Source organism: Tsukamurella soli (genome assembly GCF_039541155.1).
GTDB classification, from domain to species: Bacteria; Actinomycetota; Actinomycetes; order Mycobacteriales; family Mycobacteriaceae; genus Tsukamurella; species Tsukamurella soli.
In genome coordinates this window covers 23,536-41,244 of record NZ_BAABFR010000010.1, presented here as the reverse complement: position 1 = coordinate 41,244, position 17,709 = coordinate 23,536, and the positions used below count along the sequence as shown (strand labels likewise).

Annotated in this window: 16 protein-coding genes; 6 read left to right on the top strand and 10 right to left on the bottom strand. The window is 69.9% G+C overall.

Features of this window, described 5'->3' with window-relative positions; translation table 11 throughout:
• Positions 1 to 44: 44 nt before the first annotated feature.
• From ABD908_RS05085 to ABD908_RS05055, 7 genes are all read right to left on the bottom strand, one after another.
• Positions 45 to 470: an organic hydroperoxide resistance protein gene (locus tag ABD908_RS05085; RefSeq protein ID WP_344991804.1), complete on the bottom strand. Its 426-nt coding sequence runs from the start codon at positions 468 to 470 to the stop codon at positions 45 to 47.
• Between the two features lie 50 nt (positions 471 to 520).
• Positions 521 to 1,036 carry a Fur family transcriptional regulator gene (locus tag ABD908_RS05080; protein WP_344991801.1) on the bottom strand — a complete coding sequence of 172 codons (516 nt, stop codon included), beginning with the start codon at positions 1,034 to 1,036 and terminating at the stop codon, positions 521 to 523.
• Between the two features lie 80 nt (positions 1,037 to 1,116).
• Positions 1,117 to 2,319 carry an acyl-CoA dehydrogenase family protein gene (locus ABD908_RS05075; protein ID WP_344991798.1) on the bottom strand — a complete coding sequence of 401 codons (1,203 nt, stop codon included), beginning with the start codon at positions 2,317 to 2,319 and terminating at the stop codon, positions 1,117 to 1,119.
• Positions 2,320 to 2,322: 3 nt separating this feature from the next.
• On the bottom strand, positions 2,323 to 3,186 hold the full coding sequence (gene phaZ, locus ABD908_RS05070; protein ID WP_344991795.1) for a poly(3-hydroxyalkanoate) depolymerase: 864 nt from the start codon (positions 3,184 to 3,186) through the stop codon (positions 2,323 to 2,325).
• A gap of 1 nt (position 3,187) precedes the next feature.
• Positions 3,188 to 4,894, bottom strand: coding sequence for a PHA/PHB synthase family protein (locus tag ABD908_RS05065; protein ID WP_344991792.1), 1,707 nt, complete (start codon positions 4,892 to 4,894; stop codon positions 3,188 to 3,190).
• Entirely contained in the window at positions 4,891 to 6,429 is a 1,539-nt protein-coding gene (locus tag ABD908_RS05060) for a long-chain-fatty-acid--CoA ligase (protein ID WP_344991789.1), read from the bottom strand. Before ABD908_RS05060 ends, ABD908_RS05065 begins: the two co-directional genes overlap by 4 nt.
• 155 nt (positions 6,430 to 6,584) lie before the next feature.
• Entirely contained in the window at positions 6,585 to 7,775 is a 1,191-nt protein-coding gene (locus tag ABD908_RS05055; RefSeq protein WP_344991787.1) for a PucR family transcriptional regulator, read from the bottom strand.
• A gap of 135 nt (positions 7,776 to 7,910) precedes the next feature.
• Here ABD908_RS05055 and ABD908_RS05050 point away from each other — a divergent pair, with 135 nt between their 5' ends.
• Both ABD908_RS05050 and ABD908_RS05045 read left to right on the top strand, forming a co-directional pair.
• Positions 7,911 to 8,405 carry a ferritin gene (locus ABD908_RS05050; protein WP_344991784.1) on the top strand — a complete coding sequence of 165 codons (495 nt, stop codon included), beginning with the start codon at positions 7,911 to 7,913 and terminating at the stop codon, positions 8,403 to 8,405.
• Positions 8,406 to 8,468: 63 nt separating this feature from the next.
• A complete protein-coding gene (locus tag ABD908_RS05045) occupies positions 8,469 to 10,055 on the top strand; it encodes an ArnT family glycosyltransferase (RefSeq protein ID WP_344991781.1) in 1,587 nt (528 codons plus the stop codon).
• Between the two features lie 3 nt (positions 10,056 to 10,058).
• On the opposite strand, the gene ABD908_RS05040 is transcribed toward ABD908_RS05045, so the two are convergent.
• Both ABD908_RS05040 and ABD908_RS05035 read right to left on the bottom strand, forming a co-directional pair.
• The gene (locus ABD908_RS05040; protein WP_344991778.1) at positions 10,059 to 11,084 is read right to left on the bottom strand and encodes an aspartate-semialdehyde dehydrogenase; all 1,026 of its coding nucleotides are present in this window, start codon (positions 11,082 to 11,084) and stop codon (positions 10,059 to 10,061) included.
• Positions 11,085 to 11,086: 2 nt separating this feature from the next.
• Positions 11,087 to 12,352, bottom strand: a complete 1,266-nt coding sequence (locus ABD908_RS05035; protein ID WP_344991775.1) for an aspartate kinase — start codon at positions 12,350 to 12,352, stop codon at positions 11,087 to 11,089.
• A gap of 239 nt (positions 12,353 to 12,591) precedes the next feature.
• Between ABD908_RS05035 and ABD908_RS05030 the strand changes: the two genes are divergently transcribed.
• Genes ABD908_RS05030 through ABD908_RS05020 form a run of 3 tightly spaced genes read left to right on the top strand, consistent with a single transcriptional unit; the run spans position 12,592 to position 15,248 of the window.
• On the top strand, positions 12,592 to 13,374 hold the full coding sequence (locus ABD908_RS05030; RefSeq protein WP_344991772.1) for a hypothetical protein: 783 nt from the start codon (positions 12,592 to 12,594) through the stop codon (positions 13,372 to 13,374).
• Positions 13,375 to 13,424: 50 nt separating this feature from the next.
• Positions 13,425 to 14,672 (top strand): hypothetical protein, encoded by a 1,248-nt coding sequence (locus tag ABD908_RS05025; protein ID WP_344991770.1) that lies wholly within the window; start codon positions 13,425 to 13,427, stop codon positions 14,670 to 14,672.
• A 15-nt stretch (positions 14,673 to 14,687) separates the two neighbouring features.
• Positions 14,688 to 15,248 carry a nitroreductase family protein gene (locus ABD908_RS05020; protein ID WP_344991767.1) on the top strand — a complete coding sequence of 187 codons (561 nt, stop codon included), beginning with the start codon at positions 14,688 to 14,690 and terminating at the stop codon, positions 15,246 to 15,248.
• Positions 15,249 to 15,347: 99 nt separating this feature from the next.
• Here the strand turns inward: ABD908_RS05020 and ABD908_RS05015 are convergent, their stop codons facing one another.
• Positions 15,348 to 16,001 carry a TetR/AcrR family transcriptional regulator gene (locus ABD908_RS05015; RefSeq protein WP_344991764.1) on the bottom strand — a complete coding sequence of 218 codons (654 nt, stop codon included), beginning with the start codon at positions 15,999 to 16,001 and terminating at the stop codon, positions 15,348 to 15,350.
• Between the two features lie 98 nt (positions 16,002 to 16,099).
• Here ABD908_RS05015 and ABD908_RS05010 point away from each other — a divergent pair, with 98 nt between their 5' ends.
• Positions 16,100 to 17,587, top strand: coding sequence for an MFS transporter (locus tag ABD908_RS05010; RefSeq protein WP_344991761.1), 1,488 nt, complete (start codon positions 16,100 to 16,102; stop codon positions 17,585 to 17,587).
• Positions 17,588 to 17,709 lie beyond the last annotated feature (122 nt).

The window sequence follows — 17,709 nt, the reverse complement described above, 5'->3', positions numbered from 1 at the left end:
CGAGCCGCCCACCGGAGGGTGAGCGGCTCGACTCGTCGAGCGGACTAGACCGACGTGGTCAGATCGACGTCGATGTTCCCGCGGGTGGCGTTGGAGTACGGGCACAGCTCGTGTGCCTTGGCGACGAGCGCCTCGGCGGCGGCCTGATCGAGGCCGGGCAGCGATGCGGCGATGGCCGCGTTGATGCCGAAGCCCGTGTCGGTCTTGCCGAAGCCGACGGTGACCGACACCGTCGTGTCCGCGGGCACGGCGACCTTCTCGCCCCGCGCGACGGCATGGATCGCACCCAGGAAGCAGGCCGCGTAACCGGCCGAGAACAGCTCCTCGGGGTTGGTCCCCTCGCCGCTGCCGCCCATCTCCTTGGGTGGGCGCGTGTCGAGGTCGAGGCGGCCGCTGGCCGACTTCACGTGTCCGTCGCGGCCGCCACCGGTCGCGGTCGAGGAGATGGTGTAGACGACGTCCAGGCTCATGAAGGACTCCTTGTGGGTCGATGGTTCTCGATGGCTCAACTGATGCTCGGTTATCCGGCCCGTGGCGTGATGGCCCCGGCCGGCGCCTCCACCGTACCGCCGCCGTCGCCCACGGTCCGTCGGTTCGGGTCGGCCTGCGCTGCTTGGCATTCCGGGCACACTCCCCAGAACGTCACCTCGGCCTCGTCGATCACGAAACCGTGGTCGTCGCTGGGCGTCAGGCAGGGTGCCGCGCCGACGCTGCAGTCGACGTCCACCACGGCCGCGCATTGTCGGCACACCAGGTGGTGGTGGTTGTCGCCCACCCGCACCTCGTACCGGACGGCCGACCCTGCGGGCTCGATGCGCCGCAGCAGGCCACGCTCCGAGCAGGCCCGGAGCACGTCGTACACCGTCTGCGTCGCTACCGCACCGAGACCTGCCCGCAGGCCCTCGGCGACATCGTCGGCCGTGGCGTGCGGGTGCTCGTCCAGGAAGGTCAATGCGGCGACCCGCGGCGCGGTGATCCGCAGCCCGACAGCGCGCAGACGCTCCTCGGGGGAGCCGCCGGCTGCCGCGTCCTGCATGCGGCCACCATACGCCCCGGTCGCGCTACCTGGAATCGTTCCAGAGAATCCGATCCGATCCTGCGCCGCTGCAACACGGTTCACACGAAGGCGCTGAGGCCGGTGATCGCCTTGCCGACGATCAGGGTGTTCATCTCCCGGGTGCCCTCGTAGGAGTAGATGGCCTCGGCGTCGGCGACGAACCGCCCGACGTTGTAGTCCAGCAGGATCCCGTTGCCGCCCATCAGCTCGCGCGCCCAGCCGACCGTCTCGCGCATGCGCACGGTACACACGGCCTTCGCCAGGGACGAGTGCCGGTCCTCAGCCTCGCCGCTGTCCTGCAGCTGCGACAGCTGCGCGCACATGCCCCACGACGTGGTGATGTTGCCCAGCATGCGCACGAGCAGGTCCTGGACCAGCTGGAAGCCGGCGATCGGCCGGCCGAACTGCTCGCGCTCGACGGCGTAGCGGAGAGCGTTCTCGTACGCGCCGCGGGCGCAGCCGACCGCCATCCACGCGACGCCGGCACGTGTCAACCGCAGCACGGCGGCGGTATCGGCGAACGAGTCGGCGCCCTGCAACCGGTCGGCCTCGGTCACCCGCACACCGTCGAGCGTGATCAACCCGTTCTGCACGATGCGCAGCGCGAACTTGTGCTCCTGCTTCTCCACCGTGAAGCCCGGCGAGTCGTTGGCGACCACGAAGCCCTTGACCCGGTCGTCCTCGACGTCGCGCGCCCAGATCACGGTGATGTCCCCGATCGGCGCGTTGCCGATCCACTTCTTGGCGCCGTCGAGCACCCACGCGTCGCCGTCGCGGCGCGCCGTGGTCGTCAGGCCGCCCGCGGTGCCGGAGCCGACGGCCGGCTCCGTCAGGCCGAACGAGCCGATGAGCTCGAGCCGCGCCATCCGCGGAAGATACCGCTCACGCTGCTCCGGCGACCCACACAACGCGATCGAACCCATCGCCAGCCCGCTGTGCACGCCGTGGAAGGTCGCGATCGACGGGTCGGTGCGGGCGATCTCCATCGCGATCATGCCGTCGAGGAGATATCTGCCGCCGGGACAGCCGGGCTCCCGGTACGGCAGCCCGGCGATCCCCAACTGTGCGAATCCCGGCACGATCTCGGACGGAAAGGTCGCCTTCGACCAGTTCTCGAGCAACAGCGGCTGCACCTGCGTGGTCATGAACTCGCGGACGCGATGCAGCAGGTCCCGCTCCGTGGGGTGCAGGAGCGATTCGAAGTGGTAGAAGTCCTCGGCGTCGACGCCGATCCGCGGGGTGCGGCGGGCCGTTGTGGTCATGGGTCAGTCTCCTGGGGTGAGGCGGCCGCCGGCGAGCGGTCCACGGCGGTTCGCGGTACGTGGTGGTCCGAGGAACTCGTCGATCACGGGGGCGAGTTCGTCGGCGTCGGTGATGAGGTGGATGTGGCCGCCCCGGTGGCGGTGCAGCACGGATCGCGGCAGCAGACGATTCATGATGCGGCCGTTGATCATCGGAACGATCGGGTCGTCCTCGCCGAACACGAGGAGCGTGCGCTGGCGGATCGCCGGCAGCGCGAAGAGCGACGTCCACACCGCACCGGCCATGAGCTGATGCAGGTAGCCCGCCTTCGATCCCGCATGCATCTGGCGGACCAGCAGCGAGGTGAGCTCGCCCTTGTCCTTACGCGCGGTGCCCCCGTACAGCTGCCCTGCGATCGATGCGCCGTAGCCGGGATCACGGAACCGCCTGGGAGTCACCATCTTCGCCAGCACAGCTGGATTCCCCGGCACCATCACGGCGCCGGTGCCGGTGGAGACCAGGACGAGGCGCCGGCAGCGCAGCGGATTCTGGAACGCGAACTGCTGCGCCAGCGCTCCGCCCCAGGACAGCCCCAGGACGTCGACCACACCGATGTCCATGCGATCCAATACCCGGCCGAGAACCCATGCAAGGTAAGGGAATCCGTAGGGCAGCGCCGACGCCGGCGAGGCGCCGGTCCCGGGTACGTCGAACCGGAGCACCGGCCGCTCGGGGTCCAGTGCCTCCACGAGCGGATCCAACACCTCGAGGCTCGCGCCGATGCCGTTGCACAGCACCAGCGGAACGCCTACGCCGCGCCGATACCGCACGCGGATGCGCTGCCCGCCGGTAGCGATGTAACTGTCGGCGGGATCCGATTCGGTCACGTCAGCTCTCCAGAACGTAGGTGCCGGGCGCGGGCGCGAGCGGCTCGAATCCCGCGGCGCCGAGGGCCGTGGGGGCGGGCACCAGGTCCCCGCCGTGTGCGTCCAGCCAGGCCAGATGGTCGGGCCACCAGGAACCGGCCTGCTTCTCGGCGGACTCCATCCACTCCTCGGGCGTCAGCTCGGCGTCGACGGGGGCCGTGCGGTACGACGCCTTCCGGTTCCCCGGCGGGTTCACCAGCGACGCGATGTGCCCGCTCGACGACAGTACATAGCGATTGTCCTTGCCGCCCAACAGCGCCGCGCTGCGGTAGGTCGCCTGCCACGGGCAGATGTGGTCGGCGATCCCGCCGATCACGTACGAGTCGCAGGTGACCGCACCGAGGTCGACGGGGGTGCCGAGCATCTTCGCGGCGCCGGGTGTCACGAGCTCGTTGTGCAGCCCCATCATCACCATGTCGCGGTGCAGCGCGGCGGTCATCCGGGTGGTGTCGGCATTCCAGTAGAGCACGTCGAAGGGCGCCGGCGAGCGGCCCTGGATGTAGTTGTTCACCCAGTACCGCCACACGAGGTCGGTGGGCCGCAGCCAGGCGAACATCTCGGCCATCGCGCGTCCGTCGAGGTAGCCCTTGTGCGCCGAGGTGCGGATCGCGGCCGCCGCCGCGCGCTCGTCGGCAAGGGCCGAGGCGAACCCCGCGTGATGCTGGTCCAGGACGGTGACGCCGAGGGTGAGGCTGCCGACCCGGTCGCCGCGCCCACTGGCCGCCAGATGGGCGAGCGTCATGGCGGTGAGGATTCCCCCGGAACAGGTGGCGAACACGTTGACCTTCTCGCTGCCGGTCACCGTCGCCGCCGTGTCGAGCGCCTCCACGATCGCCTCGCCGTACTTGTCCATTCCCCAATCACGGTGCCGCGCCTGTGGATTGCGCCACGAGACGGCGAACACCTGCTGTCCGCCGCGCAGGTAGTACTCGACGAGGCTCCGGTCCGGGGCGAGGTCCATGATGTAGTACTTGTTGATCACCGGCGGCACCAGCAGCAGCGGCGCCTGCCGCACCTCCGTCGTCTGCGGCGCGTACTGGATGAGCTCGAAGACCCGGGTCCTGAGGATGACGGTGCCGCGCGTGGTGGCCACCGTCTCGCCCACGGAGTATGCGCCCGGGTCGACCATCGCGGGCACGCGCGGCCTACTCGCCATGTCACGGACGAACGCCCTGGCACCGCGCACCGCCGACAGACCGCCCGTGTCGATCATCGCCTTCCAACCGAGCGGGCTGAGCAGCGGGTTGTTGGTGGGAGCGAGACCCTCGACGAGGTTGTCGAGGGCGAACTTCATCTTCTCCGCGTCCTTGTAGCCGAGGTCGGCGTCGATGAAGAGCTGCTCGGCGACGTCGGACGTGGCCAAGTAGCTCTGCATGACCCGGCGCAGCAGCGGGTTGCCCTGCCAAGCGGGGTCGCTGAATCGGCGGTCGCCGCGGCCCGGCGCACGGTCGCTGCGCCCTGCGACGATCCGGGCGAGCTCGCCGGCCAGGCCCGCGCCACGCTCGGCGACGGTGACGGGCTGCCCGGCGAGTGCGAGCGTGAACCGTGCCAGGGCGCCGTTCGGCAGCATGCGCCGGGCGAACGACTTCGTGGAGTTGACCAGCAGCAGATCGAGCGGGGCGGCGATCTCGCCGTCGTCGGTGTCGGCGGTCGGCTGGGTGGTTGTCACTTCGATGCTCCTTCGGGAATCACGATGTCGCGCTTCAGGATCTTTCCGGTGGGCCCCTTCGGCAGGTCCTCGGTGACCCAGACGATCCGGGGGTACTTGTAGGCGGCGACGCGGTCTTTGACGTAGGCGCGCAGCTCGTCGGCGGTCGCCTGCGCGCCAGGCCTGAGCTCGACGGCTGCGGCCACCTCTTCACCGAGCGTGTCGTGCGGGACGCCGACGACGGCGGCCATCGCCACGTCCGGGTGCTCGTAGAGCACCTCTTCGATCTCCCGCGGGTAGATGTTCAGGCCGCCGCGGATGATCATCTCCTTCTTGCGGTCGACGATCGAGAAGTAGCCGTCCGCGTCGACGATGCCGATGTCGCCGGTCGAGAACCAGCCCTCCGGCGAGATCGCCGCGGCGGTGGCCTCGGGCAGGTTCCAGTAGCCCTTCATGACGTTGGGGCCGCGCACCTGGATCTCGCCGCGCTCGCCCGGCAGGACGGGCTGCCCGGCACCGTCGACCACCCGCATCTCGACGCCCTCGATGGGAGTGCCGATGGTGCCGGGCTTACGGATGCGGTGCGGGTGGTTGAACGCCGCGATCGGCGACGTCTCGGAGAGCCCGTATCCCTCGAGGATCGCCGCGCCGAAGGCCGCCTCGAAATCGTGCAGCACCTGCACGGGCAGAGCGGCACCGCCCGACACGCAGAGCCGCAGCGTGGGGTGAGCCGCCGCGCCACCCGCCTCCGCGGCTGCGGCGAGGAGCGCGGAGTACATCGTCGGCACCCCCTCGAAGACGGTGACGCCGTCGCGGCGCACGATCTCGAGCGCCTTCACCGCGTCGAAACGGGGCAGCAGAGTGATCGTGGAGCGGGACAGGACGGCCACGTCGAGACCTGCCGTCAGCCCGAACACGTGGAACAGCGGCAGGCATCCCATGATGACGTCGTCGCCGTCGGCCTCGAGCAGCGTGCGCGCCGCGATCTCGGCGTTGCTCCCCAGGCCGCTGTGCGTCAGCTCGGCCCCCTTGGGCTTCCCCGTGGTACCCGAGGTGTGCAGGATGACGGCGGTGTCGTCCGCCGCCCGGGCGACCGGTCCGGCCTGCGGCGCGACACCGTCCAGGAGGTCCGCGAGCAGGGCGTCGTCGATCAGGGCGCACGCAGCACCGACGGCCGCCGCGCCGGCCTGGGCGGCGCCGGCGAACGCAGGGGTCGCCAGCAGCCGGGCGGCGCCGGTGTTCCCGAGGTAGTAGGCCACCTCGCGCTCCTTGAGCAGCGGGTTCATCGGGACGGCGACCGCGCCGGCACGCAACACGCCATAGAACGCGACCGCGAACGCCGGGACGTTCGGGAGCATGATGCCCACCCGATCTCCCGGGCGGATCCCGGTGTCGGCGAGGAGGCTGGCGACGCCGGCCGCGGCACGGTCGAACTCGGCGTATGTGTAGACGAGGTCGCCGCACTTCAGGGCGACGCGGTCGGGAACCGCCGCCGCCGCGGCGACGAGGTTCTCCGCGAGGTTGGCGCTGGTGGGGATCTGCTCGGGTTCGATCATCGTGTTCTCCAGGATCTGCCGGGGCCTTCTTGGTGCCTACATCCAGAGTGGGCGCCGACACGGCGAAATCCGATGGTGACCGGAACAACGTCCGGCGCTCATGGGTGTCACGGAGCACAACCGAGCCGGACGCCGCTCCCGCGCGGGCTGTGCGCTCAGTCCCGGCGCAGGCGGAATCGGGTGGCCGCCTCGAACGCCACGCAGAGCTCCGCCACCTCGCGCGGCGCCGACGTCGACCGGCCGGTGAGTTGCTCGATGCGCCGCAGACGGTGCCGCACGGTGTTCGGGTGGCAGAACAGTCCCGCCGCGGTCGCGGCGACGTTTCCGCCGTTGGCCTCCCACGCCCGGAACGTCTCGAACAGCGGGCCCGCGTCGTCCTCGGCCAGATCGAGCAGTCCACCCAGCATGTTCCGCGCGAGCTCGATGACTGCTTCGGGCGCCGAGGCCACCGTGACCCCCAGCGCCGAACCGTCGAACACCGTGACAGCCTCACCCGGGCCGGCGAGCGCGACCCGCGCGAAGCGCAACGCCTGCGGCGTGGACTGCAGTTCCGAGAACGGCGCGCTGACCCCGACGCGGGTGGTCGCCGTGCGCCGCAGGAGGTCGATCACCTGCGACCGGACGGCCTCGCTGGGCGTGTACACGATCCCGATCTGCTGGTCGGGCAGCAGCCGCCACGCGGAGTGCACACCGAGGGCACGGAGCCGGTTGTCGATTCCCGGGAGCGGCGCGCGCCCCACCGTAGGGACCGTCGCCGCGATCACGAGATATGGTCCCCGCGTGGGGATGCGGAGTAGCTCCGCGATCTCCCACAGACTCTGGTCCGTGTCGATCCGGCCCTGCAACAGGTGCTCGGTGAGCGCCGCCCGTTCGGTCTCCTGGTCGAGCACCATCTGGGTGACCTGTTCGCGATGAGCTGCGGCCATGGCGTCGGTGAACACGTCGTTCGCATCCCACAGGCGGCGCGTCGCCGCAATCAGCGCAGCGCGGCTCACCGGCGGGTCCGCCTCCGTGAACGCGATGATCTCGCGCCACACCAGTGCCATCGTCACGCGGTAGGCGTGCATCACGGCCGGCAGCGGAACTCCGACCTGCGCGCGCGACGCTCCGGTCTCCACCGCAGGCGTCACATCGAAGGGCGACGAGGACCGCAGCGCGTCCGCCACGAACCGGACGTTGCGCTCGATGGTCAGCGTGGTCTGCTCCTCGCTGACGACGTCTGTCGTTGCGTAGAAAGGGATCTCGCGTCGGATCACCGCCGCCGCCTGGCGGGCGAGCGCACCGATCCGCTCGGCGAGTGCGTCGCCCACTCGCCCGACCTCGGCGTCGACCGCATCGGAATCCATCGTCGTCATTGTCACCCGGGCGCCGAAGGTTAGGCCTGCCAATCCGAAATACGTTCCCTTGCCCTATATTTCACTACATTCAGGTTGGGCTTACCAACGTTGCGGACCACCCGAATCGGACCTACGCTGAGCCGTATGAAGATGCCGGAAGCACTCGAAACGAAGTTCAACGACCAGATCACGCTCGAGTTCGAGGCGTCGCTGGTGTATCGCCAGCTGTCCATCGAGATGGAGTTGCGCGACCTGCCGGGGATCGCCAACTGGCTGCGAACGCAGGCCGAAGAGGAGATCACCCACGCGAACAAGTGGATCGACCACCTCACCGATCGTGACAACCACCCGAAGATCGGCGCCGTCCCGGCCCCGAAGGTCGAGGTCGACTCCGTGCTCGACGCGTTCGAGATCGCCCTCAAGCACGAGGAGCGGGTGTCGGAAGCGATCCGCGAGCTCTACCGCGCGGCGATCGACGACATCGACTCGAAGCAGCTGATCCAGTGGTTCTCCAACGAGCAGGTCGAGGAGGAGTCCACCGTCAGCGAGATCGTCGGCCGGCTGAAGCTGATCGACAACGACGGCCCGGGCCTACTCCGCATGGACACGGAGCTCGGCTCCCGCGCAACCGGCAACTGACGCGGCGGGCGGTGACGCGGACGGTACGCGGCAACACTCAGGTTGTTGTGTTAGCTTCCGGAAATGCCGTCCGTCACCACCGCCGACGGCCGAACCGCATCTCCGGCGCCGGCCCTCGCCGCACCGCCCGCCCCCGTCGCGTGGCGCTGGATCCTTCCAATCGTCGCGGTGGGAGCCGCCGTCGCCTGCTTCTCGTCCAGCCGATACCACCTGTTCGGTGACGAGCTCTACTTCATCGGAGCCGGGCATCGCCCGTCCGTGAGCTATGCCGACCAGGGGCCCGCGCTCCCTCTCCTGGCCCGTGTCGGGGTGTCGTGGTGGGGCGGGCACCTCGTACTGTTCCGGCTGCCGGGCATCGTCCTCGGGTTGGCCTCCGTCGTCCTCGCTGCGCTGACCGCGCGCGAGCTGGGGGGTGGCCGCGGCGCTCAGATCCTGACGACGGTGGCGGCGTGCCTCTCCCCGTTCGTCCTGCTGCAGTCGCAGCTGCTGGCCACCAACGCCGTCGACGCACCGTTCTGGTCGGCCATCACCCTCCTGCTGGTGCGGTGGGTACGCACCCGCCGCGATCGGTTGTTGCTGACCGCCGGCGTGCTCACGGCGATCGACATGCAAGTCAAGTGGCTGATTCCCGGGTTCTGGGTGGCGCTCGCCATCGCCGTGGCCGCGGCGGGCCCGCGTGAGCTACTCCGCCGACCCGCGCTGTGGCTGGGCGGGCTCGTCACCGTCGTCACGACACTGCCGGCCGTGCTCTGGCAGAACTCGCAGGGTTGGCCGTACTTCCACCTCACCGAGCAGGTCGCCGCCGAGGGGGCGCTCACCGGCGGCCGCCTGCTGTACCTGCCTCTGTTGCTGCTGTACGCGGGACCGCTCGGCGCAGTGCTGACGTGCTGCGCCCTCTGGTGGCTGCTGCGGGCCCCGGATTGGCGCCCATACCGATTCCTCGCAGTGACCTTCCTGCTGCTCGCGGCGGCGGTGTGGCTGGTCGCCGGGAGACCCTACTATGCGGGTGGTCTGTACATCGTCCTCATCGCGGTCGGCTCGGTGGAACTCGCCCGACGGTGGCAGGGCGAGCGCAGCGACGGGGGATCGACAGAGCAGGGCGAGCGCAGCGACGGGGGCGCGGGTGTGCCGGTCGTGCTCCGCGCGCTGCTGGCGGTCGGCGCGGTGCTGGGCGTCGCGACGATCGTGGTGTTCCTACCTCTGGCACGCCAGTCCCACATCACGCCGCCCAAGGATCTCGCATCCGCCACGCTGCGGACCACGCCGTACGGCCAATTCGGTTGGCCCGAGCTGACCCGCGACGTGGAACAGGCGGTTGCCGCCCTGCCACCGGATCGCAAGCCCGACGCGATCATCACCGAGATGTACTGGCAGGCAGGGTCTCTCGACTACTACGGCGACTCCGGTCTGCCGGTGTACAGCTACTCGCGCGGCTACGGCTGGCTGGGCACGCCGCCGGACAGCGCACGCCGCGTCGTGTGGGTGGGTGTCGACGACGATGCCGCGAAGTACTGCGCCCGCAGCACCCTGCTGCGGCACATCGGCACGGACCGAATCGGATTCCCCACCGCCTCCACGGATGTCGACATCCGCTATTGCGAGATGAGCACCCCGTGGTCACGCATCTGGGGGCAGATGCGCCGGATGTAGGCGCTAGACCAGCAGTTCCGCGATCTGCACCGTGTTCAGCGCCGCCCCCTTGCGCAGGTTGTCACCGCTGACGAACAGCGCGAGTCCACGACCATCGGGCACGCCCGGATCCTGGCGGATACGCCCGACGAACGACTCGTCGGCGCCCGCGGCGGCCAGCGGCGTCGGGACGTCGACCAGCTTCACGCCGGGTGCGCTCGCGAGCAACTCCTGCGCCCGCCGTACCGACAGCGGACGGTCGAACTCGGCGTTGATCGAGAGCGAGTGGCCCGTGAACACCGGGACCCGCACGCACGTGCCACTCACCAACAGGTCGGGCAGCCCCAGGATCTTGCGGGACTCGTTGCGCAGCTTCTGGTCCTCGTCGGTCTCGCCCGAGCCGTCGTCCACCAGCGAACCGGCTAGCGGCAGAACGTTGAACGCGATGGGCGCGACGTACTGGTTCGGCACGGGGAACTCGACCGCCGAACCGTCGTGCACCAGCTTCTCGCCGTCCGCCGCCACGGCGCGGATCTGGGTCGCCAACTCCTCGACGCCGGCGAGTCCCGAACCCGAGACCGCCTGGTACGACGACACGACCAGCCGCCGCAGCCCGGCCTCGTCGTGCAGCACCTTGAGCACCGGCATCGCCGCCATCGTGGTGCAGTTGGGATTCGCGATGATCCCCTTCTTGAGGTCCCGCACCTGCTCGGGGTTGACCTCGGACACCACCAGCGGCACATCGGGGTCCTTGCGCCACGCGCTGGAGTTGTCGATGACGGTGACCCCGGCCTCCGCGAACCGCGGCGCCTGCACCCGGGACATCGTCGCCCCGGCGCTGAACAGCGCGATATCGAGGCCCGTCGGGTCGGCCGTCGCGGCGTCCTCGACGACGATCTCACGATCACCGAACGGCAGCGTCCTCCCGGCCGAGCGTGCAGACGCGAAGAAACGCACCTCGTCGGCGGGAAAGTTCCGCTCCAGCAACAGCTTCCGCATCACGGCGCCGACCTGCCCGGTCGCGCCGACGACACCTACCCGTACGCCCATGACTATCGCCCCGTTCCGCCGTAGACGGTGGCCTCTTCGTCGCCACCCAGTTCGAAGGCGGCGTGCAGCGCCTTGACCGCCTCGTCCAGCTCGGTGTCGCGGCACAGCACCGAGATCCGGATCTCCGATGTGGAGATGAGCTCGATGTTGATGCCGGCCTCCGACAGCGCCTCGCAGAACGTCGCGGTGACGCCGGGATGCGACTTCATCCCCGCACCGATCAGCGACACCTTGCCGATGTGATCGTCGTAGAGCACCTGCTCGAACCCGATCTGGGCGCGCAGGGCCTCGAGCTTCTCGACACCCAGCGGGCCCAGCTCACGCGGCAGCGTGAAGGTGATGTCGGTCTTGCCGGTGTCCACCTTGGACACATTCTGCAGCACCATGTCGATGTTGATCTCGGCGTCGGCGATCGCACGGAACACCTTGCCCGCGTAGCCCGGCTTGTCGTCGAGGCCGACGACGGTGATCTTGGCCTCGCTGCGGTCGTGGGCGACTCCGGTGAGAATGGCCTCTTCCACGGGGATGTCCTCCATCGATCCGGACACGATGGTGCCCGGCTTGGTCGAGTACGACGAGCGCACATGAACGGGAACGTTGTAACGACGGGCGTATTCCACGCACCGCAGCATGAGGACCTTGGCCCCGCAGGCCGCCATCTCGAGCATCTCCTCGAACGAGACGGTCTCGAGGTGCCGCGCATCGGGCACGATCCGCGGATCGGCCGTATAGATGCCGTCGACGTCGGTGTAGATCTCGCACACATCGGCCTTCAGCGCCGCCGCCAGCGCGACGGCGGTGGTGTCGGAGCCGCCGCGGCCCAGCGTGGTGACGTCCTTGGTGTCCTGCGAGACGCCCTGGAAGCCCGCGACCAGCACGATCTTCCCCTCGTCGATCGCGGCCTGCACCCGGCCCGGCGTGACGTCGATGATCTTCGCCGCACCGTGCTTGCTGGTGGTGATCACGCCGGCCTGCGACCCGGTGAACGACTGCGCCTCGGCACCCAGCGAGTGGATCGCCATCGCGACCAGGGCGTTGGAGATCCGCTCACCCGAGGTCAGCAGCATGTCCATCTCACGCGCCGGCGGCGCCGGGCAGACCTGGTTGGCGAGATCCAGCAGCTCATCGGTCGTATCTCCCATCGCGGAGACCACGACCACGACGTCGTTGCCCGCCCGCTTGGTCTCGACGATGCGTTCTGCCACCCGGCGGATGCGTTCAGCGGAGGCGACCGAACTGCCGCCGTACTTCTGGACGACGAGTGCCACGCGGCAGTCCTCTCCCTCGTAGTGTCCCAGTGCGTATTCCTGCGGGTCTCATCGTACCGACGGTGCCGCGCCCTGATTCCCGGCAGGGCCCGGCCGCCTTGCAGCGGGCACCGCCCGACGGGACCATGGAAAGCAAGCAGCGCGACCCGGTCGGACCGGAGTTCCCGCCAAGCCTGCGCCAAGCGAACCACCCGGTACGCTCTGCGAGCCTGGGGACCGAGACAGTAGTGGAGGCGCCGATGAACCAGTACCACCCCGGTCACGATCCCGGGCGTCGCGGCGGCTACCCCCAGGGGGGCGGTCCCCGAGGTGGGTACCCGAACGGCGGCTACCCCCGGGGCGGTACCGGCTACCAGCAGGGCGCCCCCGGCTATCAGCAAGGCACCCCCGGCTTCCAGCAGCTCGGCCCTCGGAGCGGGTACGGGCAGCCTCCGTCGCCGAGCTACCCGCAGCCCGGCGGGCCCGGCGGATTCGGCCCGAAGCCTCCGAATCGCAACCGCGGCCTCCTCATCGGGATCGGCTCGTTCGTCGTGATCCTGGTGATCGCCCTCGGGATCCTCGCGGCGGTCGTCATCGGTGACCACGACTCGTCCGACACCGCGGCACCGTCCACCGCCCTCAGCGAGGCTGCGGCACCGTCGACCACGACCACGCCGAACGCCGCCACGGCTTCCACCGACACCGCAGCGCCGGGACAGGCCACCGTCTCAGACGGCTTCGCCACCCCGAGCGCCACCCCCAGCGCGGTCCCGGACGGCTCCCTCGTCTCGCTCACCCTGACGGCGGGCGGCTCCGGGAGCGCGCAGGTGACGGTGTCCGGGCTGGCCGGGACGTCGGTGCCCACGACAGGCTCGGTGCCCTGGAGTTGGAGCGGCTCCGGCACGATCCCCGACGGCACGCTGTCGCTCGTGGTGGTGGGGCAGGGCACCGTGACCTGCTCGATCGCCGTCGACGACCAGGTCCTCAGCAAGCACTCCGGCGACGGTCAGGTGCAATGCGGCATCAAGCGGGTGGAACAGTAGCCGTTTTCGGGCCGTCCCGGCCCGACGCCGACACTCGGCCCGTCGGTACTATGCGGTCCGTGTCGAACCGGGGCGAGCAGGCGCACAGCGGGGAGATCGCGGCCAGATACCGGGAGGTGTGGCTGCCGGTCGCCGTATTCCTCGTCGTCCGAGCCCTCGGCCTGGCGGTTCTCGCGCGGTTCGCGCAGCTGCGGCACCAGAACCTTCCCGACCTGCTCGATGCGTGGGACGGCAAGTGGATGATCGGGCTGGCGACGTTCGGCTACGACCACATGCCGTGGCGGTTCGTGGACGCGCGCGGCATCCATACCAGCGACACCGCGTACGCCTTCTTCCCCGGCTACCCGATCCTCGTGCACTACGTCGCGCTGGCGCCCGGCCTCAACGCCTTCCGCGCCGGGCTGCTCGTCAATATCGTCCTCGGGGCCGCAGCCGCCGTCGCCGCGTACCGGCTGGGGCGGCTGTGCGCGCACGCCATGCCGCAGGTGCCCGACCACTACGCGGACCGCGTCGGCCTGCTGACCACCGTGCTGTTCGTCGCCGCCCCGATGGGGATCGTGATGTCGATGGTCTACACGGAGGCGCTGTACTGCGCGCTCGCCGGCTGGGCGCTGGTCGGGCTCCTCGAACGACGGTGGCTGTTGGCCGGCGGCTGCACGCTGGTCGCCGGGTTGTGCCGCCCCACCGCGGTCGTACTCATCGGCGTGGTCATGCTCGCGGCGCTGCTCACCGTCTTCGCGAGCGAGCGCCTGCTCGCCGGGCGGAACGTTGGGCCGGCGCCCGCACCCGAGGCCGGTGCGCGCGTGCGGGCCGCTGTCTGTCTCCTGCTCGCGCCGGTGGGCTGGCTGACGTGGCTCCTGGTGGTCGCGCGGCACACCGGGATGCTGACCGGGTGGTTCCAGGTGCAGACCGACGGCTGGGGCACTACCTTCGACCTCGGGAAGCAGACGTTCCAGTTCGTCAACTACACCCTGATCAACGGGTCGGACATCGCGGACCTGTCCACCGTGGGCCTACTCGGCCTGTCGGTGGTCCTCATGGTGGTCACGTGGCGGTCGGGGATGCCGTGGCAGGTGATGCTCTACGGCTCGCTCGTCCTGATCTCACTGCTCGGCTCCGGCGGACTGATGATCTCGCGTCCCCGTCTGTTACTGCCCGCGTTCGTGCTACTCATCCCGATCGCCGTGGCCCTGGCCCGGCGGTCCCGGGCTGCGCAGGCATGGACGTGCGCGGCGGTCGTCGTGATCACCTGTTGGTACGGCGCCCACATGGTGAGCGTGTATCCACACGCCATCTGACCGAGAGGATTCACCATGCACGAGCTGTTCGAACGGCGTGCCAGCACCCGATCCCTGGATCCGACGGCCGAGGTGACCCGTGCACAGCTGCGGGACATCCTCGATGCCGCCCGCTGGGCGCCCACGTGGGGCGGGATGCAGCCCATCCGGTTCGTGGCCGGGCGCCGCGGGGACGGGGTCTTCGAGCGCCTCGCCGAGACGCTACGCCGCGGCAATACGTGGGCGAAGGACGCGGGCGCACTGGTGCTCGTGTGTACCGAGGTCCGGGAGGAGGGCCGCCCCGACAGGTACGCCGACGTCGACGCGGGGCTGGCCACCGCGCAGTTGATTCTGCAGGCCGTGGCGCACGGGCTCGTCGCACACCCGATGGCCGGCTTCTACCCCGACCGGGCCCGGGACGCGTTCGCCATACCCGAGGGGTACCGGCCGATGGCCATGATCGCGATCGGCGCCGCCGCAGCGCCCGACACCGTCGCACCCGAGGTCGCCGAGCGTGATGCCGCGCCCCGGACCCGTCTCCCACTCGACGAGATCGTGTTCGGTGAGCGGTTCGGCGAGCCGGCAGACCTCGGGTGAGCGAATGAAACCGACAGGATAATCGGCACTCCACCGCCCGATCGTGGCCGTTTCGCAATTCCTCCGTCTGTTTCCATGCGAATCGAGGACAGGCCGGACTCAGCGCGCGGCGCGCGCGGCGAAGCCGTCACACAGCGCGTCGACCCCCCTGGTCAGCAGCAGGCTCGGGTCGCTCAGTTCGGCCCGGGTCGCCACCCTGAGTGCTGCGAGCCGCGGTAGCTGGGTCGCCGGCTCGTTGTCGCGCAGGCCCGCCACGAATCCCGACTCGGCCGCGGCGCCCGGGACCAGGAGCTGCGCACCGACGGCTCCGAGGCCTGCGCCCTGCACGTACGTCCATATGTGGAGCGCGAATTCGGCGGCGACCGGCACGTCCCGGGTGAGGTGGGTGAACGCCTCGACGAGCCAGTCGAAGCACCGCACACTCGGCTCGCCCGCAGCGGCACGTGGGGCGGCATGGGCGAGCAGTACCCACGGGTGGCTCGTGTAGAGGTCCATGTCGATCGCGGCGGCGATATGCACGCGGGCGCGCCAGTCGGGATCACCGAGAAGCTCCGGCGGGTACGGGAACTGGTGACCGATGGCGGAGGCCATCTCGGCGAGTAGCGCGTCCTTGTCGGGCACGTGCCGGTACAGGGACATCACCCCCGCACCGAGTGCGTCGGCGATCTTACGCATCGACACCCCGTCCAGCCCACCCGCATCGGCAAGGGCGATCGCCTCGGTGACGATCGTGTCACGCGTGAGTCGCGCCATGCCCCTCCTCGGTTGACCTGCGGGAATCGCCGTGCGTACAGTGTACTCATCGCATCGCCGCGTACGCCGTACGCAGGCGTGGACAAGAGAGGCGTTCGTTGCAGCACCACACCGAGCCGCGCCCGGCTGCCGCGGACGCGCCGCGCGCGCAGCGGCGGCAGTGGTTCGGCCTGGCCTCCCTACTGCTGCCCGTGTTCCTCGTATCGATGGACGCCTCGGTGCTGTACCTGGCACTCCCCCGGATCACCGATTCCCTCCGCCCATCGGCGGCCCAGCAGCTGTGGATCCTCGACATCTACCCGTTCCTCCTCGCCGGACTGCTCATCACGATGGGCAACCTGGGCGACCGGTGGGGCCGACGGCGGCTGATGCTATGCGGCGCTTCGCTGTTCGGCGTGGCATCAGTGCTCGCGGCGTTCGCGCCCAGCGCGGGCACGATGATCGCGGCCCGCGCGTTGATGGGCGTCGGCGGCGCGACCCTGTTGCCCGCGAGTCTCGCGCTGATCGGCAACATGTTCGCCGGCAACCGCGCCCGGGACCGTTCGCTCGCGATCGGTATCTGGTCGGCGGCGTTCTCGTTCGGCACAGCCGTCGGGCCCGTGATCGGCGGCCTTCTGCTGCACCACTTCTGGTGGGGCTCGGTGTTTCTCATCAATGTGCCGGTGTTCGTTCTGCTACTCCTCACGGGTCCGGTACTCATCCCCGAGTTCCGGGCCCGCACCTCGGCACCGTTCGACGTGCTCGGTGTGATCCTCTCTCTGGGATCGATCCTGCCGCTGGTGTACGCCGTCAAGACGGTTGCAGCACATGGCCTGTCGATTTCGATGGCGGCGGTGGCCGCCGTCGGATCGATGGTCCTCGTCGCATTCGTGGTGCAGCAGCGGCGGAGTCGGCATCCACTGCTCGCACTGGACCTGTTCCGGAACCGCACGTTCGCGGTGGCGATCGTCGGCACCGTCTGCGCCATGGCGACATTCGGCGCAATGAGCTACCTGACGGGGATCTACCTGCAGTCCGTGCTCGGGTTCGACGTGCTCGCGGCGGCTCTACTCGGGATTCCGACCTCCGTGGTGGTGGCCTACTTCTCCATGCGCGCCCCGTGGATCGAGACACGGCTCGGGCGGCGCGCGACGTTCGTCGCCGCATTGCTCGCGGCCGCCGCGGGGCAGCTGCTCCTGCTGATACTCGGCTCGGGCGGGCCCGCCTGGGGGTACATCGTCGGCACCGTCGTCGCGGGCGCCGGCTACGGCACTCTGTTCACCTTCACGTCGGCGGTTGCACTGGACGCTGCACCGCCCGAGCGGGCCGGGCAGGCCACCGCCATATCCGAGATGAGCTTCGAGCTGGGCATGGCGCTCGGCGTCGGCGTCCTCGGTTCGGTGGCCACCGCCGTGTTCCGGGCCGCAGGCCCGGTCGACGACACGCTCGGCGAGACCCTGGAACGCGCCGCAGTGCACGGAGACCCGAGCCTGGCGGCGGTTGCGACGCAGGCCTGGGTGGACGGTATCCACGTCACCGTCGGCGTGGCCGCCGCGATCCTCGCGGCGACCGCGGCGATCGCCTGGGCGGCCCTACGCAAGCGGTGACCCCTCCCGCCCTGGGGCGATTGCAGGCCGCGCGGCGCGCGGTGTAACGTGCATCGCATGCAGCGTGTGCTCCTTCTCGGGTGCCGCGGCGGGGCCTGATCTGGGCTGGCTCCCCGTCGCGG

What these genes read in the sequence shown, in the direction of transcription:
- ABD908_RS05085 (WP_344991804.1), bottom strand. Translation starts at nt 470, where the DNA reads ATGAGCCTGGACGTCGTCTACACCATCTCCTCGACCGCGACCGGTGGC.
- ABD908_RS05080 (WP_344991801.1), bottom strand. Translation starts at nt 1,036, where the DNA reads ATGCAGGACGCGGCAGCCGGCGGCTCCCCCGAGGAGCGTCTGCGCGCT.
- ABD908_RS05075 (WP_344991798.1), bottom strand. Translation starts at nt 2,319, where the DNA reads ATGACCACAACGGCCCGCCGCACCCCGCGGATCGGCGTCGACGCCGAG.
- ABD908_RS05060 (WP_344991789.1), bottom strand. Translation starts at nt 6,429, where the DNA reads ATGATCGAACCCGAGCAGATCCCCACCAGCGCCAACCTCGCGGAGAAC.
- ABD908_RS05055 (WP_344991787.1), bottom strand. Translation starts at nt 7,775, where the DNA reads ATGGATTCCGATGCGGTCGACGCCGAGGTCGGGCGAGTGGGCGACGCA.
- ABD908_RS05050 (WP_344991784.1), top strand. Translation starts at nt 7,911, where the DNA reads ATGAAGATGCCGGAAGCACTCGAAACGAAGTTCAACGACCAGATCACG.
- ABD908_RS05045 (WP_344991781.1), top strand. Translation starts at nt 8,469, where the DNA reads ATGCCGTCCGTCACCACCGCCGACGGCCGAACCGCATCTCCGGCGCCG.
- ABD908_RS05040 (WP_344991778.1), bottom strand. Translation starts at nt 11,084, where the DNA reads ATGGGCGTACGGGTAGGTGTCGTCGGCGCGACCGGGCAGGTCGGCGCC.
- ABD908_RS05030 (WP_344991772.1), top strand. Translation starts at nt 12,592, where the DNA reads ATGAACCAGTACCACCCCGGTCACGATCCCGGGCGTCGCGGCGGCTAC.
- ABD908_RS05025 (WP_344991770.1), top strand. Translation starts at nt 13,425, where the DNA reads ATGCGGTCCGTGTCGAACCGGGGCGAGCAGGCGCACAGCGGGGAGATC.
- ABD908_RS05020 (WP_344991767.1), top strand. Translation starts at nt 14,688, where the DNA reads ATGCACGAGCTGTTCGAACGGCGTGCCAGCACCCGATCCCTGGATCCG.
- ABD908_RS05015 (WP_344991764.1), bottom strand. Translation starts at nt 16,001, where the DNA reads ATGGCGCGACTCACGCGTGACACGATCGTCACCGAGGCGATCGCCCTT.